The organism is Variovorax sp. RKNM96 (assembly GCF_017161115.1).
Taxonomy (GTDB): Bacteria; Pseudomonadota; Gammaproteobacteria; order Burkholderiales; family Burkholderiaceae_C; genus Variovorax.
In genome coordinates, this window is record NZ_CP046508.1 from 6,417,699 (window position 1) to 6,432,413 (window position 14,715).

Below are 14,715 nucleotides of genomic sequence, written 5' to 3' on the forward strand. Positions count from 1 at the left end.
GATTACTTCGCCGCGTCTTCGGTGCCGTCGGCGCCCGCCTGCGCGGAGGGCGAGGACAGCGCCGCCGCGCCCGCCGGCTTGCTCCACTTGTAGCGGATGCGCTGCACCGCGGCCTTGTAGGCCGCATCGAGCGGCTTGGCGCCATCGACGCTCAGGCCCAGGTCTTGCAGGAGGCCGTCGTGCACGCCGAAGGTCCAGCCGTGGATCAGCACCTTCTGGCCGCGCGCCCAGGCATCGACCATGACGGTGCTCACGGCCACGTTGACCACCTGCTCGGCCACGTTGAGCTCGCACAGCGCATCGACGCGCACTTCTTCGGGCAGGCTCTCGATCATCACGCTGTGGCGGTCGCGCACGTCCTGGATGTGGCGGATCCAGTTGTCGGCCAGGCCGATGCGCTTGCCGCTGAGCGCGGCCTTCACGCCCGCGCAGCCGTAGTGGCCCACCACCATGATGTGCTCGACCTTCAGGTGCTCGACCGCGAACTGGATCGCCGAGAGTGCGTTCAGATCGGAGTGCACCACGATGTTGGCGACGTTGCGGTGCACGAACACTTCGCCCGGCTCCAGCCCGGTGATCTGGTTGGCGGGCACGCGGCTGTCGGAACAGCCGATCCACATGTAGCGCGGCGTCTGCTGCTTCACCAGGCTGGTGAAGAAGCCGGGCCGATCGCGCTCCATCTGTGCGGACCAGGCACGGTTGTGGGCGAAGAGGTCGTCGAGGTTGTTGTCAGGCATAGGTCGTGATTGTCGATGAGTCGTGTGCCGGTCAGGACGTCTGGGCCGCCTTGGCCGCTTTCTGGGCCTTCGCCAGGGTGGCGCGGCCCTTTTTCTCGTGTGCACGCACTTCCGCGAGATTGGCCTGCAGCTCGACCATCTGCGCCTCGAGCTGGGCCCGGTGGGCGCCCAGCACGCCGAGAAACTTCTGCAGCTGCGGCACGGTGTCGCGCGGGCTGTCGTACATGTCCAGGATGTCTTTGGCCTCGGTCAGGCTCAAGCCCAGGCGCTTGGCGCGCAGCGTGAGCGTGAGCCGCGCCCGGTCGCGCGCGCTGTACACGCGCTGCAGGCCGGCGCGCTCGGGCGTGAGCAGGCCCATGTCCTCGTAGAAGCGGATCGCCCGCGTCGTGAGGTCGAACTCCTTGGCGAGCTCGCTGATGGTGAAGGTTGGCGTGGACATGCGGGGTGAAAGAACGTTCCGGAAAGCGTCGAGAGGGGCGTTACGGGGGTGTTGTGGGGGCGACAGCAGGTTTTTGCCGCGCTCCCTACAATGATGCCACCTACACATGACGTTTACGTAAACGTCAATCTTACATGAACCTCCTCGAACGCGAACTCCACTACACCCTGGGCGACACCCTGCCCGGGCCCGGCGAAGCCCTGGAAGTCGCGCCCGGCGTGCGTTGGATCCGCATGCGGCTGCCCTTTGCGCTGGACCACATCAACCTCTGGCTGCTGCGCGACACCATCGACGGCGTGGAGGGCTGGAGCGTCGTCGACTGCTGCATCTCGCACGACGAGGCGCGCAAGCAGTGGGAGCAGATCTTCGAGACGCAGCTGGAAGGCCTGCCCATCCTGCGCGTGATCGTCACCCACATGCACCCCGACCACATCGGCCTGGCCGACTGGCTCTGCAAGCGCTGGAACGCACCGCTGTGGATCAGCGCCACCGACTACCACGTGGCCCGCGTGCTGAGCACCGCCGGCGACACGCTCGCGGGCGGCGATGCGGCGGCGGACTTCTTCGCCTCGCACGGCATGACCGACCCGGTGGGCATCGCCAAGATCCGCGCGCGCACCAACTACTACGCGAACATGGTGCCCTCGGTGCCCGACCGGTACGTGCGCATGATGGACGGCGACATCGTGACCATTGGCGGCCGCGGCTGGCGCTGCATCAGCGGCTACGGCCATGCGCCCGAACACATCGCGCTGTACTGCGACGAGCAGAAGCTGCTCCTGGGCGGCGACATGATGCTGCCGCGCATCTCGACCAACGTGAGCGTGCATGCGGGCGAGCCCGAGGCCAACTCGCTGCGGCTCTTTCTGGACAGCATCGACAAGTTCAAGACGCTGCCCGCCGACACGGTGGGCCTGCCCTCGCATGGCAAGCCGTTCACCGGCATCCACCGCCGCGTCGACCAGCTGCAGGAGCATCACCGAGACCGCCTAGCCGAACTGCTCGAAGCCTGCACGGCACGCGCGCTCACGGCGGCCGAGGGCCTGCCGATCCTCTTCAAGCGCGAGCTCGACCTGCACCAGATCACCTTCGCGATGGGCGAGACGGTCGCGCACCTGCACCTCCTGTGGTTCTCGGGCCAGGTGAAGCGCGAGCTGGGCAAGGACGGCATCTACCGCTTCGGTCCGCGGAGCGCCGCAGCCTAGGGATTTAGACTCGGCGGATGGACACACTGGCCGAGCTGCGCGCGGGTCGGCTGGCAGGCGCCACCAGGCTCGATCTCTCGTGCGGACTCACCAAGTTCCCGCGCGAGATCTTCGGCCTTGCCGATTCGCTCGAAACACTGAATCTCTCCGGGAATGCGCTCGACGCGCTGCCCGACGACCTGGGCCGCCTGCACAAGCTGCGGGTGCTGTTCTGCTCCGACAACCGGTTCACGGTGCTGCCCGAATCCATCGGCGGATGCCATGGCATCGACATCGTGGGCTTCAAGGCCAACCGCATCGCGAGCGTGCCGCCCAATGCGTTGCCGCCCTCGCTGCGCTGGCTGATCCTCACGGACAACCAGATCGAGGAACTGCCCGACACGCTCGGCCACTGCACGCGGATGCAGAAGCTGATGCTGGCAGGCAACCGGTTGAGCCGGCTGCCCGACTCGATGGCTGCGCTGCAACGGCTCGAACTGCTGCGCGTCTCCGCGAACCGCTTCGAGGCGCTGCCCGAGTGGCTGCTCTTGCTGCCGCGCCTGTCGAGGCTCGCGGCCGCGGGCAATCCTTTCGATACGCAAGCTGAAGACGCAGCAATCACGGCGCAGTCGGTGCCGCATGTCGATTGGCGCGACCTCACGATCGGCAAGAAGCTCGGCGAAGGCGCATCGGGCGTGATCCATCAGGCGACGCTGGGGCCGTCGCAGCAGGAAGTGGCAATCAAGCTCTTCAAGGGCGCAGTCACGAGCGACGGCTGGCCGCACAGCGAGATGGCCGCCTGCATCGCGGCCGGCGCGCACCCCACGTTGATCGCCGCGCAGAGCCGCATCGACGGCCACCCCGACGGCACCGAGGGCCTCGTGATGCCTCTCGTGCCGCCGTCCTTTCGCACGCTCGCAGGCCCACCGAGCCTCGCATCGTGCACACGCGATGTCTATGCGGACGACGCACGATGGACCGCCGACGTCGCCCTGCGCATCGCACGCGACATCGCCTCCGCCATGCAGCACCTGCATGCGCACGGCATCCTTCATGGCGACCTCTATGCGCACAACATCCTGTGGAATGCGCAAGGCGGTGGCCGGCTCGGCGACTTCGGCGCGGGCTGGATGACCGGCTCGCTCGATGCGGCCCAGGCCTCGTCGTTGCAGCGCCTCGAGATGCGCGCCTTCGGCTGCCTGCTCGAGGAACTGCTCGACCATTGCAGCGATGCGCCGCCAATCGCCATGTCCGCATTGAAGGACCACTGCATGCACCCCGACGTGTCCTCGCGCCCTTCCATCACCGAAGCCCTGTCGGTGCTGCAACAAGAAGCCGCGCAATGACCACCCACCGGCTGCCGCTCCCCACCCGCGACGGCGTCGGCCCGAGCTGCGTCGGCCTGCCCCACGGCCCCTGGCCGACGATTGCCGAATTCCTCATCGAGCGCTTTCCTGCGATCACACGGGACGCGTGGCTGGAGCGCATCGTGGCCGGCGACGTGATCGACGAGCACCACATCCCCGTCACCATCGAGCGCCGCTACGAATCGCCGCTGCGGGTCTACTACTACCGCACGCTCGACGGCGAAGTGCACATCCCCTTCGAGGAGCAGGTACTGTTCCAGGACGACGAGCTCGTCGTGGCCGACAAGCCCCCGTTCCTGCCCGTCACGCCCACCGGCAAGTACCTGCAGGAAAGCCTGCTGGTACGGCTCAAGCGCAAGCTCCAGATCGACGACCTCGTGCCGCTGCACCGCATCGACCGCAGCACATCGGGCCTCGTGCTGTTCTCGGTGCGGCGCGAGACGCGCGGCGCCTACCAGCAGATGTTTCCGGAGCGCCGCATCGCCAAGCACTACGAGGCGGTGGTGCCGTGGCAGGAGGGCGTCTCGTCCGTGCCCGATGTCTACCGAAGCCGCCTCGTCGACGACGAGCACTTCATGCGCATGCGGGAAGAGCCGGGCGAGCCCAACTCCGAGACGCGCATCGAGGTGCAGGAGGTCCAGAGCGGCCGCGCGCTACTGCGGCTTTCGCCCGTCACCGGCCGCAAGCACCAGCTGCGCGTGCACTGCCTGGCGCTGGGCATGCCGATCGAGAACGACCCGATCTACCCCGTGCTGCTGCCCGAGAACACCGATGACTTCGACAAGCCGCTGCAGTTGCTGGCCAAGTCGGTCGCCTTCCAGGACCCGGTCACCGGCTACCTGCGCAGCTTCACCAGCCCCCGGAGCCTGTCGCTGGCACCAAGGTGACGCGGCGCGGGCACGCTCCGCACTAAGCTCGTTTCCTGAAATCTTTCATTCAGGAGACACTCGCACCATGGACACCACCCAACTCTTCTCGCTGAAGGGCCGCACCGCCTTGATCACCGGCGGCTCGCGCGGCATTGGCCGCATGATCGCCGAGGGCTTCCTGGCCCAGGGCGCGCGCGTGTACATCTCGGCGCGCAAGGCCGCGGCCTGCGACCAGACCGCCAAGGAGCTCTCGGCCTTCGGCCACTGCGTCTCGCTGCCGGCGGATGTGTCCACGGTCGAAGGCGCGCAGGGACTGGTCGATGCCTATGCGAAGCACGAAGGCTCGCTCGACATCCTGGTCAACAACGCGGGTGCCGCCTGGGGCGCGCCGTACGCCGAGTTCCCCGAGAGCGGCTGGGACAAGGTGGTCGACCTGAACCTCAAGACGCCCTTCTTCCTCACGCAGGCGCTCACGCCGATGCTCAAGAAGGCCGCGACCGATCACCTGTCGAAGGTGATCAACATCGCCTCGATCGACGGCATCTCGGTGAACCCGCAGGAAACGTATTCGTATGCAGCCAGCAAGGCCGGGTTGATCCAGCTCACGCGCCGCATGGCGCTGCGCCTCGCGCAAGACCGCATCGTGGTGAGCGCCATCGCACCGGGCGCATTCGCATCGGACATGAACAAGGACGCGCGCGACCACGGCGACGAGGTCAAGGGCCGCATTCCGGCAGGCCGCATCGGCACGCCGGAAGACATGGCCGGCGCCGCCATCTACCTCGCCTCGCGCGCGGGCGACTATGTGATGGGCTCCACGCTCGTCGTCGACGGCGGCGTGACGCACGCGCGCTGAGCGCCTGAAGCACCCAGCGCGGCGGCTGCCTCAGTGGTTGTCGCGCGGCACGCCGAAGGTGGCGTGGATCTTTTGATACTTGATCGCCGGCTTGAGCACCATGCCCTCGGAAAGCTCGTCCACCACCGCGCGCTGGATCTCCTGCCACGGTGTCTGGCTCGGCGGGTACGCGTAGCCGCCGGCGGCCTCGAGCTTCTGGCGGCGCTTGGCCAGTTCTTCGTCCGACACCAGCATGTTCGCGGTGCGCTTCTTCAGGTCGATGCGCACGCGGTCGCCCGTCTTCAGCAGCGCCAGCGCACCGCCGGTCGCGGCTTCGGGTGACGCATTCAGGATCGATGGCGAACCCGAGGTGCCCGACTGCCGTCCATCGCCGATGCAGGGCAGCGCGGTGACGCCCTTCTTCAGCAGGTAGGCCGGCGCCCGCATGTTCACGACCTCGGCCGCGCCGGGGTAACCGACCGGCCCGACGCCGCGCATGAACAGGATGCTGTGCGCATCGATCTTCATCTTCGGATCGTCGATGCGGCGGTGGTAGTCCTCCGGTCCGTCGAACACCACGGCCGTTCCTTCGAAGGCCATCGGGTCGGCTGGGTCCTCCAGGTAGCGGGAGTGGAACTCGGGCGTGATCACGCTGGTCTTCATGATCGCGGAGTCGAAGAGGTTGCCGCTGAAGTCGAGGAAGCCGGCGTTCTTCATCATCGGCTTGGCATACGGGAAGATCACCTTCCGGTCTTCGGTGAAGCGGCCTTCGCAGTTCTCGATGATCGTCTTGCCGTTGACGGTGAGTGCGGGCTGGATCTTGCCCTTGGCAATCAGCTCGGCCACCACCGCGGGCACGCCGCCTGCGCGGTAGTAGTCCTCGCCGAGGTACTCGCCTGCCGGCTGGAGGTTGACCAGCAGCGGGATCTTGTAGCCGTGCTTCTCCCAGTCGCCGGTGGTCAGCGGCACGCCGATGTGCCGCGCGATGGCGTTCAGGTGGATCGGCGCGTTGGTCGAACCGCCGATCGCAGAGTTCACGATGATCGCGTTCTCGAAGGCGGCGCGCGTGAGGATGTCGGAGGGCTTCAGGTTCTCGCGCACCATCTCGACGATGCGCTTGCCGGTCATGTAGGCCATCTCCTGGCGGTCGCGGTACGGCGCCGGAATCGCGGCGCTGCCGGGCAGCGTCATGCCGAGCGCCTCGGCCAGAGAGTTCATCGTGGAGGCCGTGCCCATGGTGTTGCAGTGGCCGGTCGATGGGGCCGACGACGCCACGAGCTTCAGGAAGCCAGGCTCGTCGATCTCGCCCGCGGCGAGGAGTTCGCGCGCCTTCCAGACGATGGTGCCCGAGCCCGTGCGCTCGCCCTTGTACCAGCCGTTGAGCATCGGCCCGGAGTTCAGCGCAATCGCCGGGATGTCGACCGTGGCGGCGGCCATCAGTTGCGCCGGCGTGGTCTTGTCGCAGCCGGTGGTCAGCACCACGCCGTCGAGCGGGTAACCGTAAAGAATTTCGACCAGCGAGAGGTACTGCAGGTTGCGGTCGAGCGAGGCGGTCGGGCGCTTGCAGGTCTCCTGGATCGGATGGATCGGAAACTCGAACGCGATGCCGCCCGCATCGCGGATGCCCTCGCGCACGCGCTCGGCCAGCACGAGGTGGTGGCGGTTGCAGGGCGCGATGTCGGAGCCGGTCTGCGCGATGCCGATGATCGGACGGCCCGATTGCAGTTCGTCGAGGCCGAGCCCGAAGTTCATGGTGCGCTCGATGTAGAGCGCCGTCATGTCGGTGTTGGCCGGGTTGTCGAACCATTCCTGCGAACGCAGCTTGAGCGCACCCGCAGATTTCTTCGAGGCGTTGCTCTTCGACTTGGACGTGGGGCTTTTCTTCTTGCTCATCAGGACATTCCCTTCAGGGTTTCTGCCGCATTCGGAAGCGCGGCGCAATCGGCGATGTATTGGCGAATGATGTCTGCGAAATTCTCGTGCGGATGCAAGCCCAGCCGCGCCGCACGCTCGGCCGTGGCACCGGCGGGCCAGTTGGCCACGATGCCGGCGATGCGCTCGTCGCGCTCGAAGCGCACCAGCGCGCGCACCTTCCGGCCGGCCACTTCCTCGAGCGCATCGAGCATGTCGCTCACGCGCACGTTGAGCGCCGGCAGGTTGAGCGCGGCGCGTCCGCCGAAGGCCTCGCGGCTGGCTTCGTAGACGGCAATGAGGCCATCGACCGTGCGCGCCGGCGAAGTCATCGGATGCGACACATCGGGCGACACCGGGCAGATCGATTCCACACCCGCCAGCGGCTCGCGGATGATGCCGCTGAAGAACGATGACGCGGCGCCGTTCGGGCGACCCGGCCGCACGGTGACGGTCATCAGCCGCGCCGCGCGGCCGTCGATGTAGCCCTTGCGCGTGTAGTCGGAGATGAGGTGCTCGCACACCAGCTTCTGCGTGCCGTAGGAGGTTTGCGGCAGCGGCAGCGTGTCGTCGGCCACCAGCTTGGGCAGCGGCACCGACGGGTCGGGCCCGAACACCGCGACCGAGCTGGAGAACACCAGCCGCGTCACCTTGCCGCCTGCGCCGACATTGGCACGCAGCGCATCGAGCAGCGCGCGCGTGCTGTCGAGGTTGGAGCGCAGGCCGAGTTCGAAGTCGGCCTCGCATTCGCCCGACACGGCCGAGGCGAGATGGAACACGCCGTCGAAGGCTTCCGTCTTGAGCGCCTCGGTCTGCGCGAGCAGCGGGCCGGTGCGGGCCTCGACGCGCGCATCGGCCAGCAGGTCGGCCGGCGGCGGTGCGATGTCGGTCAGCACCAGCCGCTCGATGCGCTGGCCGGCCAGCGTGCCGCGTGCGAGCAGCGCTCGCGCAAGTCGGGAGCCGACGAAGCCGCCGCCTCCGGTGATCAACAGTTTCATGGGGGTTGCCTCTTCGTTCTCTTGGTGGTGGCGGTTGTACGTTGGGCGGTGGTTGCCGGTGCGGGCTTGCGCAGCGCATGCGCCGCGGCGCGACGGCGCTGCCCGGTGATGACGCCGCCTTCGACGAGCCGCTGCTCGCCGCGGATCAGGTGCTGCGTGGCGTGATGGCGCGCGGCCACGGGGTCGCGCGCCGCGATGGCTTCGACGATGGCGCGGTGCTCGTTCTGCACCGCCTCCATGAAGTCGAGCCGGCGCGCCTCGTTGCCGCGCGTGATGCGCATGCCTTCGCGCAGGTACTGCTCGAGAAAGCCGAGCAGCAGGCGGAACTGCGGATTGCCGGTGGCCTCGCCGATCACGCGGTGGAAGGCGAGGTCTTCGGCCACGCCGTCCTGCCCTGCCGCGGCGGCCGTGTCGATGGCCTTGAGCGCGCGCCGCAGCGCCGCGATCTGGCTGCGCGTCGCGCGCTTGGCGGCGAGCGCGGCGATCTCGCCCTCGAGCACGCGGCGCACCTCGACCACATGCACGACCGCCTGTACCGACTCGAGCACGGCGGGGTCGAAGGCGAGCGGACGATTGAGCGGCGCCTGCGCCACGAAGCAGCCGAGGCCCTGCCGCGAAGTGACCAGCGCCTGCGACTTGAGTTGATGCACCGCCTCGCGCACCACGGTGCGCGAGACGCCGTGCGAGGCCGCGAGTTGCTGTTCGGTGGGAAGACGATCGCCGGGCCGCAGCGCGCCCGATTCGATCTGCGCAGCCAGCCGCGAAGCGAGCCGGTCAGACAGGCGGTCCGTGACCAGAGGAAAGGATTCTGAGAGGGCGGAGGCCTGCACGGCAGCGGAAAATTGGAGCACGGTTATCGGGTCATCATACAAGTCAACCGGGATTTTCTCGTACCGGTTTGCCCTGATACCGGTTTCAAAAACGAGTGCCGATACTGCCCGGGCTGCGATGCGGAGGTCTCCGTGTTGCTTGGCTTTCCTTCCCGCGATTTGTCAGGACTCCTTGCATGGCCAGTGTCACGATTCAGGCGGTCAAGAAGCGATTCGGCGAGGTCGCCATCCTTCACGGGGTGGACATCGACATTGCCGACGGTTCGTTCACGGTGCTGGTGGGCCCCTCGGGCTGCGGCAAGTCGACGTTGCTCCGCATGATCGCGGGGCTCGAAGAAATCCACGGCGGCGAGATCCGCATCGGCGAACGCCGCGTGAACGACCTGCCGCCCAAGGAGCGGGACATCGCGATGGTGTTCCAGAACTACGCGCTCTATCCGCACATGACGGTGCGCGACAACATGGCCTTCGCCCTCTCGCTCGCGAAGATGGACAAGGCCACCATCGACACCAAGGTGCAGCGCGCGGCCGAGATCCTCGCGCTCAAGCCGCTGCTCGAACGCTATCCGCGCCAGCTCTCCGGCGGCCAACGCCAGCGGGTGGCGATGGGGCGCGCGATCGTGCGCGATCCGCAGGTCTTCCTGTTCGACGAGCCGCTGTCCAACCTCGACGCCAAGCTGCGCGTGGCGATGCGCAGCGAGATCAAGGAGCTGCACCAGCGCCTGAAGACCACCTCCATCTACGTCACGCACGACCAGATCGAAGCCATGACCATGGGCGACAAGATCGTGGTGATGCGCGACGGCCGCATCGAGCAGACCGGCAGCCCGCTGGACCTGTACGACCACCCGGCCAACCAGTTCGTCGCGGGCTTCATCGGCTCCCCGGCCATGAACTTCCTGCCCGGCACGCTGCGGCGTGCGGGCGGCGCGGCGCATGTCGAACTGCCCGACGGCACGCGGCTCGATGCGCCCATTCATGCAGGCGGCACCGACGGCCAGCCCGTGGTGTACGGCACGCGCCCCGAGCACCTGACGCTGGGCGACAGCGGCGGCATTCCGTCGCGCGTGGTGGTGATGGAGCCGACCGGCATGGACACCTTCGTCGCCTGCCGCCACGAAGGTGCCGAGCTCTCGGCGGTGTTCCGCGAGCGCTACGACTTCGCGCCGGGCAGCACGATTCATCTCGTTCCCGATCTCGCGCGCGCCCACCTGTTCGATGCCGAAAGCGGCCTGCGCCTGGCCGCCTGATTTTTGGATTCCACACCGGTCCGTTTACAACGAAGGAGACAGCCATGAGTGATTTCAATCGCCGCAAGTTTCTCGAGAGTTCGGCCGGCGTTGCCGCCGCCGCGACTGTCGGCACGGGCAGCGCCCTGTTCGCACCATTCGCGCAGGCGCAGAACCTGACGTTCAAGCCGGAGAAGGGCGCCAAGCTGCGCGTGCTGCGATGGAGCCGCTTCGTGCAGGGCGACATCGACGCCTACATGGCCAACGTCAAGAAGTTCACCGAGGCCACGGGCGTGGAAGTGCGCGTGGACAACGAAGGCTGGGAAGACGTGCGCCCCAAGGCCGCGGTGGCCGCCAACACCGGCGCGGGCCCCGACATCATTTTGTCGACCAACGACGACGCCAACCTCTACCCCGACAAGCTGCTCGACGTGACGGATCTCGCCGAATACCTCGGCAAGAAATACGGCGGCTGGTACCCGGCCGGCGAAGCCTTCATGCGCCCCGACGGCAAGAAGTGGCTGGGCCTGCCGCTGGGCGCTTCGGGCTCGCTCATCGTGTACCGCGAGAGCATGGTCAAGGCCGCGGGCTTTGCGACCTTCCCCAAGACCACCGACGACTTCCTCAAGCTCTACAAGGCGCTGAAGGAAAAGGGCACGCCCGGCGGCATGGCACTGGGCAACGCGACCGGCGACAGCACCTGGTGCAACTGGCTCATCTGGTCGCACGGCGGCAAGCTGGTCGACAAGACCAACAAGGTGGTCATCGACAGCCCCGAGACGCTGAAGGCGCTGGAGTACGGCAAGGAGCTCTACGCCAACTTCATCCCGGGCACGCTCTCGTGGCTCGACCCGAACAACAACAAGGCCTTCCTGGACGGCCAGATCAGCGTCACCAACAACGGCATCTCGGTCTACTACGCGGCCAAGAATTCGGCCGACCCGAAGGTCAAGGAAATGGCCGCGGACATCAACCACGCGGTGTTCCCCATCGGCCCGGTCGGCGTGCCGACGGAGTCGCACCTGTTCTTCAACCAGATGGTCATGAAGTACACGAAATTCCCGCAGGCGGCCAAGGAGTTCCTGCGCTTCATGATGGAGAAGGAACAGTTCGACCCGTGGCTGCAAGGCGGCGGCGGCTACGTGGCGCAGCCCCTGCGTTTCTACGAGAACAGCGCAATCTGGACCTCGGACCCGAAGAACATGCCGTACCGCGATTCGGTGAAGAACCTGCGCCCGGGCGGCTACGACGGCAAGCTGGGCTACGCGTCGGCGGGCGCGGCGGCGGACTTCATCATTCCGAACATGGTGGCCGAGGCCGCGAGCGGATCGAAGACGCCGAAGGAAGCGGCCGAGCGCGCGCAGAAGCGTGCCGAGCGTTACTACAAGGTCTGATCCCTTCACTCCCAGAGCAGCTCGCCCCATGACACTTTTGGCCAGGTTCCAGAACAGCCGCAACGCGCTTGGCATCGCGTTCATGCTCCCGGCGGCGGTGCTGCTGTTGCTGTTCCTGACCTACCCGTTGGGGCTGGGCACCTACCTCGGCTTCACCGACGCCAAGGTGGGCCGCGCGGGCCAGTGGATCGGCCTGGAGAACTACGAGTACCTGTGGGGCGATGCCGTGACGCGGCTCGCCCTCTTCAACACGCTCTTCTATACAGCGGTGGCGAGCGTGTTCAAGTTCTTCCTGGGGCTGTGGCTCGCGATCCTCTTGAACCGGAACATCCGATTCAAGACTTTTTTCCGCGCGGTGATCCTGCTGCCGTACATCGTGCCTACCGCCCTCTCGGCGATCGCCTTCTGGTGGATCTACGACTCGCAGTTCTCCATCATCAGCTGGGCGCTGGTGAAGATGGGGCTCATCGACCAGTACATCGACTTCCTCGGCTCGGAGTGGAACGCGCGCTTCGCGGTGATCGTCGCCAACGTGTGGCGCGGCGTGCCCTTCGTGGCGATCACGCTGCTCGCGGGTCTGCAGACGATTTCGCCCTCTTACTACGAAGCCTCCGCCATCGACGGTGCGACGCCCTGGCAGCAGTTCCGCCACGTGACGATGCCGCTGCTCACGCCGATCATCGCGGTGGTCATGACCTTCTCGGTGCTGTTCACCTTCACCGACTTCCAGCTGATCTACGTCATCACCCGCGGCGGCCCGCTGAATGCCACGCACCTGATGGCCACGCTGTCGTTCCAGCGCGCCATTTCGGGTGGCGCACTCGGCGAAGGCGCGGCCATCGCGATCGCGATGGTGCCGTTCCTGCTGGCGTGCGTGATGTTCAGCTTCTTCGGCCTGCAGCGCCGCGCGTGGCAGCAAGGCGGTTCGGACAAATGAGGAACTTCCAATGAGCAATGCCGGCCAGGTCGACACCGTCGGCATGAGCTACCTCGACACGATCCCGCGTAAGGCGGTGACCGTGTACCTGCCGCTCGTGGTCTTCCTCATCGTGCTGCTGTTCCCGTTCTACTGGATGGCCATCACCTCGGTGAAGCCCGATGCCGAGCTGCTCTCGCGCGAAGGCAATCCGTTCTGGGTGATCAACCCGACGCTTTCGCATTTCCACAAGCTGCTGTTCGAGACCTCGTACCCGCAGTGGCTCTGGAACACGGTGCTGGTGTCGGTGGTGTCGACCTTCGTCTCGCTCGCGGCCTCGGTGTTCGCGGCGTATGCCATCGAGCGGCTGCGCTTCAAGGGATCGAAGCACGTCGGGCTCTCGATCTTTCTCGCGTACATGGTGCCGCCGTCGATCCTGTTCATTCCGCTCGCGAACGTAGTCTTCAACCTCGGGCTCTTCGACACGCGCTGGGCGCTGATCCTCACGTACCCGACCTTCCTCATTCCCTTCTGCACGTGGCTCCTGATGGGCTACTTCCGTTCCATTCCGGCCGAGCTCGAGGAATGCGCGCTCATCGATGGCGCAAGCCGCTGGCAGATCCTCGTGAAGATCGTGCTGCCGCTCGCGGTGCCGGGGCTCATCTCGGCGGGCATCTTCGCGTTCACGCTGTCGTGGAACGAGTTCATCTACGCGCTCACCTTCATCTCGTCGTCGGAGGTGAAGACACTGCCGGTCGGCGTGGTGACCGAACTCGTGCAGGGCGACGTGTACCAGTGGGGGCCGCTCATGGCCGGCGCGTTGCTGGGCTCGCTGCCGGTGGCGTTCATCTATTCGTTCTTCGTCGAGTACTACGTCTCGGGGATGACCGGGTCGGTCAAGGAATAGCGCGTCGCCCCTACGGGTTCGCAATCAAAGCGAGAACAAGGCGCGAAGCCGCAGACAGTGCTGACGCACGGCAAGGCGAAGCAACGCGGTTATCGCTTTGATTGCGAGCCCGTATCAGTTCCAGCGCGGGACGGCTTCGTCTTTGAGCTGCTGGCGCAGCACGTCGTAGTCGGGCACCACGCTTTCCACGGTTTCCCAGAAGCGGTGCGAATGGTCCATCACGCGCAGGTGGGCCAGTTCGTGCGCGACGACGTAGTCGATCACCGGCAGGCGAAAGTGGATCAGGCGCCAGTTCAGGCGGAGCGACCCGTCCGCGCTCGCGCTGCCCCAGCGCGTGGCCGCGTTCGACAGCGACAGCTTCTGCCAGCGCACGCCGAGCAGCGGCGCGAAATGGTCGAGCCGCTCGATGAAGAGCTTGCGCGCCTGCCGCATGAGCCAAGCCTGCGCCGCATCGCGAATCTGCGAGGGCTCGGCGTTCTGCGCGACGGCCAGCCGCAGGATGCGCGGACCGCCTGCAACCTCGGCCTCGTCGAGCGTGCCGCCGACGCTGGCAAAGCCATGCTTCGGATCGAGCCGGATCACCACCGGCTCGCCCATGAACGGGAACCCGGCACCGTCCTTCCATTCGATGCGCGTCGCCTCGACGCGCGCGTGGCGCTGCTGCGTTTCCTGCAGCTTGCGCAGGATCCAGTCGGCCTTCTCGCGCACGGCGGCATCGACGTCGCGCAGCGCGACCCAGCGCGGCGCACGCACCGACAGCCCTTCGGCACCGACCAGGAATCCGATGGTCTTGCGCTTGCCGCGCTTGAATTCGTAGGCCACGCGTGCCGAGCCCAGCACGAGCTCGCGTGTCGCCTGAGGGTGCACGAAGCTCGCGAGCGTCAGCGTGTCGCGCAACGGGATCGCGGGCAGTGCCGGACCGGTGCTCTTGACCTCTTCCGGTGCCGGCGGTGCGAAAGGCAACGGCGTCGCGACGGGCGGCGCAGCCTTGCGGACCTTCTTCGGCCGCGGCGCGGGCGGCTCGGGCTGTGCGAATTCGCTGCCCAGCCCCTCGAACAGATCCATCGTGAACTGCAGCAGTCCCTGCATGGGCCGTTCT

14 protein-coding genes are annotated in these 14,715 nt (G+C 66.8%); 8 read left to right on the plus strand and 6 right to left on the minus strand.

Going from position 1 to position 14,715, the window contains the following annotated elements; translation table 11 throughout:
• Positions 1-2 precede the first annotated feature (2 nt).
• Both can and GNX71_RS29925 read right to left on the minus strand, forming a co-directional pair.
• Positions 3-737 (minus strand): carbonate dehydratase, encoded by a 735-nt coding sequence (can, locus tag GNX71_RS29920; RefSeq protein ID WP_206175782.1) that lies wholly within the window; start codon positions 735-737, stop codon positions 3-5.
• A 31-nt stretch (positions 738-768) separates the two neighbouring features.
• A complete protein-coding gene (locus GNX71_RS29925; protein WP_206175783.1) occupies positions 769-1,176 on the minus strand; it encodes a MerR family DNA-binding transcriptional regulator in 408 nt (135 codons plus the stop codon).
• Between the two features lie 134 nt (positions 1,177-1,310).
• Here GNX71_RS29925 and GNX71_RS29930 point away from each other — a divergent pair, with 134 nt between their 5' ends.
• The 4 genes from GNX71_RS29930 (at position 1,311) to GNX71_RS29945 (ending at position 5,452) form a co-directional block, all read left to right on the plus strand.
• Positions 1,311-2,381, plus strand: a complete 1,071-nt coding sequence (locus GNX71_RS29930; protein WP_206175784.1) for an MBL fold metallo-hydrolase — start codon at positions 1,311-1,313, stop codon at positions 2,379-2,381.
• 17 nt (positions 2,382-2,398) lie between these two features.
• Positions 2,399-3,706, plus strand: a complete 1,308-nt coding sequence (locus GNX71_RS29935) for a leucine-rich repeat-containing protein kinase family protein (RefSeq protein ID WP_206175785.1) — start codon at positions 2,399-2,401, stop codon at positions 3,704-3,706.
• Positions 3,703-4,614, plus strand: coding sequence for a pseudouridine synthase (locus GNX71_RS29940; RefSeq protein WP_206175786.1), 912 nt, complete (start codon positions 3,703-3,705; stop codon positions 4,612-4,614). Before GNX71_RS29935 ends, GNX71_RS29940 begins: the two co-directional genes overlap by 4 nt.
• 67 nt (positions 4,615-4,681) lie before the next feature.
• Complete coding sequence (locus GNX71_RS29945; protein WP_206175787.1) at positions 4,682-5,452, plus strand: SDR family oxidoreductase; 771 nt, start codon at positions 4,682-4,684, stop codon at positions 5,450-5,452.
• A gap of 30 nt (positions 5,453-5,482) precedes the next feature.
• Here the strand turns inward: GNX71_RS29945 and GNX71_RS29950 are convergent, their stop codons facing one another.
• The 3 genes from GNX71_RS29950 to GNX71_RS29960 are packed head-to-tail and all read right to left on the minus strand — an operon-like array spanning position 5,483 to position 9,191.
• Complete coding sequence (locus GNX71_RS29950) at positions 5,483-7,324, minus strand: IlvD/Edd family dehydratase (protein WP_241027088.1); 1,842 nt, start codon at positions 7,322-7,324, stop codon at positions 5,483-5,485.
• Positions 7,324-8,340, minus strand: a complete 1,017-nt coding sequence (denD, locus tag GNX71_RS29955) for a D-erythronate dehydrogenase (protein ID WP_206175788.1) — start codon at positions 8,338-8,340, stop codon at positions 7,324-7,326. Before denD ends, GNX71_RS29950 begins: the two co-directional genes overlap by 1 nt.
• Entirely contained in the window at positions 8,337-9,191 is an 855-nt protein-coding gene (locus GNX71_RS29960) for a FadR/GntR family transcriptional regulator (protein WP_241027089.1), read from the minus strand. The genes denD and GNX71_RS29960 overlap by 4 nt, the downstream gene beginning before the upstream one ends.
• Positions 9,192-9,346: 155 nt before the next feature.
• Here GNX71_RS29960 and ugpC point away from each other — a divergent pair, with 155 nt between their 5' ends.
• Genes ugpC through GNX71_RS29980 form a run of 4 tightly spaced genes read left to right on the plus strand, consistent with a single transcriptional unit; the run spans position 9,347 to position 13,616 of the window.
• Entirely contained in the window at positions 9,347-10,420 is a 1,074-nt protein-coding gene (gene ugpC, locus GNX71_RS29965) for a sn-glycerol-3-phosphate ABC transporter ATP-binding protein UgpC (RefSeq protein WP_206175789.1), read from the plus strand.
• Positions 10,421-10,464: 44 nt separating this feature from the next.
• A complete protein-coding gene (locus GNX71_RS29970; RefSeq protein WP_198789006.1) occupies positions 10,465-11,793 on the plus strand; it encodes an extracellular solute-binding protein in 1,329 nt (442 codons plus the stop codon).
• Positions 11,794-11,821: 28 nt separating this feature from the next.
• Positions 11,822-12,730 (plus strand): sugar ABC transporter permease, encoded by a 909-nt coding sequence (locus GNX71_RS29975; RefSeq protein WP_206175790.1) that lies wholly within the window; start codon positions 11,822-11,824, stop codon positions 12,728-12,730.
• A 10-nt stretch (positions 12,731-12,740) separates the two neighbouring features.
• A complete protein-coding gene (locus tag GNX71_RS29980; protein ID WP_042582883.1) occupies positions 12,741-13,616 on the plus strand; it encodes a carbohydrate ABC transporter permease in 876 nt (291 codons plus the stop codon).
• Between the two features lie 114 nt (positions 13,617-13,730).
• On the opposite strand, the gene GNX71_RS29985 is transcribed toward GNX71_RS29980, so the two are convergent.
• Positions 13,731-14,705 carry a SprT family zinc-dependent metalloprotease gene (locus GNX71_RS29985; protein ID WP_241027090.1) on the minus strand — a complete coding sequence of 325 codons (975 nt, stop codon included), beginning with the start codon at positions 14,703-14,705 and terminating at the stop codon, positions 13,731-13,733.
• Positions 14,706-14,715: the final 10 nt, after the last annotated feature.

What these genes read in the sequence shown, in the direction of transcription:
- GNX71_RS29970 (WP_198789006.1), top strand. Translation starts at nt 10,465, where the DNA reads ATGAGTGATTTCAATCGCCGCAAGTTTCTCGAGAGTTCGGCCGGCGTT.
- GNX71_RS29985 (WP_241027090.1), bottom strand. Translation starts at nt 14,705, where the DNA reads ATGCAGGGACTGCTGCAGTTCACGATGGATCTGTTCGAGGGGCTGGGC.
- GNX71_RS29950 (WP_241027088.1), bottom strand. Translation starts at nt 7,324, where the DNA reads ATGAGCAAGAAGAAAAGCCCCACGTCCAAGTCGAAGAGCAACGCCTCG.
- GNX71_RS29930 (WP_206175784.1), top strand. Translation starts at nt 1,311, where the DNA reads ATGAACCTCCTCGAACGCGAACTCCACTACACCCTGGGCGACACCCTG.
- GNX71_RS29935 (WP_206175785.1), top strand. Translation starts at nt 2,399, where the DNA reads ATGGACACACTGGCCGAGCTGCGCGCGGGTCGGCTGGCAGGCGCCACC.
- GNX71_RS29940 (WP_206175786.1), top strand. Translation starts at nt 3,703, where the DNA reads ATGACCACCCACCGGCTGCCGCTCCCCACCCGCGACGGCGTCGGCCCG.
- GNX71_RS29975 (WP_206175790.1), top strand. Translation starts at nt 11,822, where the DNA reads ATGACACTTTTGGCCAGGTTCCAGAACAGCCGCAACGCGCTTGGCATC.
- can (WP_206175782.1), bottom strand. Translation starts at nt 737, where the DNA reads ATGCCTGACAACAACCTCGACGACCTCTTCGCCCACAACCGTGCCTGG.
- GNX71_RS29980 (WP_042582883.1), top strand. Translation starts at nt 12,741, where the DNA reads ATGAGCAATGCCGGCCAGGTCGACACCGTCGGCATGAGCTACCTCGAC.
- GNX71_RS29925 (WP_206175783.1), bottom strand. Translation starts at nt 1,176, where the DNA reads ATGTCCACGCCAACCTTCACCATCAGCGAGCTCGCCAAGGAGTTCGAC.
- denD (WP_206175788.1), bottom strand. Translation starts at nt 8,340, where the DNA reads ATGAAACTGTTGATCACCGGAGGCGGCGGCTTCGTCGGCTCCCGACTT.
- ugpC (WP_206175789.1), top strand. Translation starts at nt 9,347, where the DNA reads ATGGCCAGTGTCACGATTCAGGCGGTCAAGAAGCGATTCGGCGAGGTC.
- GNX71_RS29945 (WP_206175787.1), top strand. Translation starts at nt 4,682, where the DNA reads ATGGACACCACCCAACTCTTCTCGCTGAAGGGCCGCACCGCCTTGATC.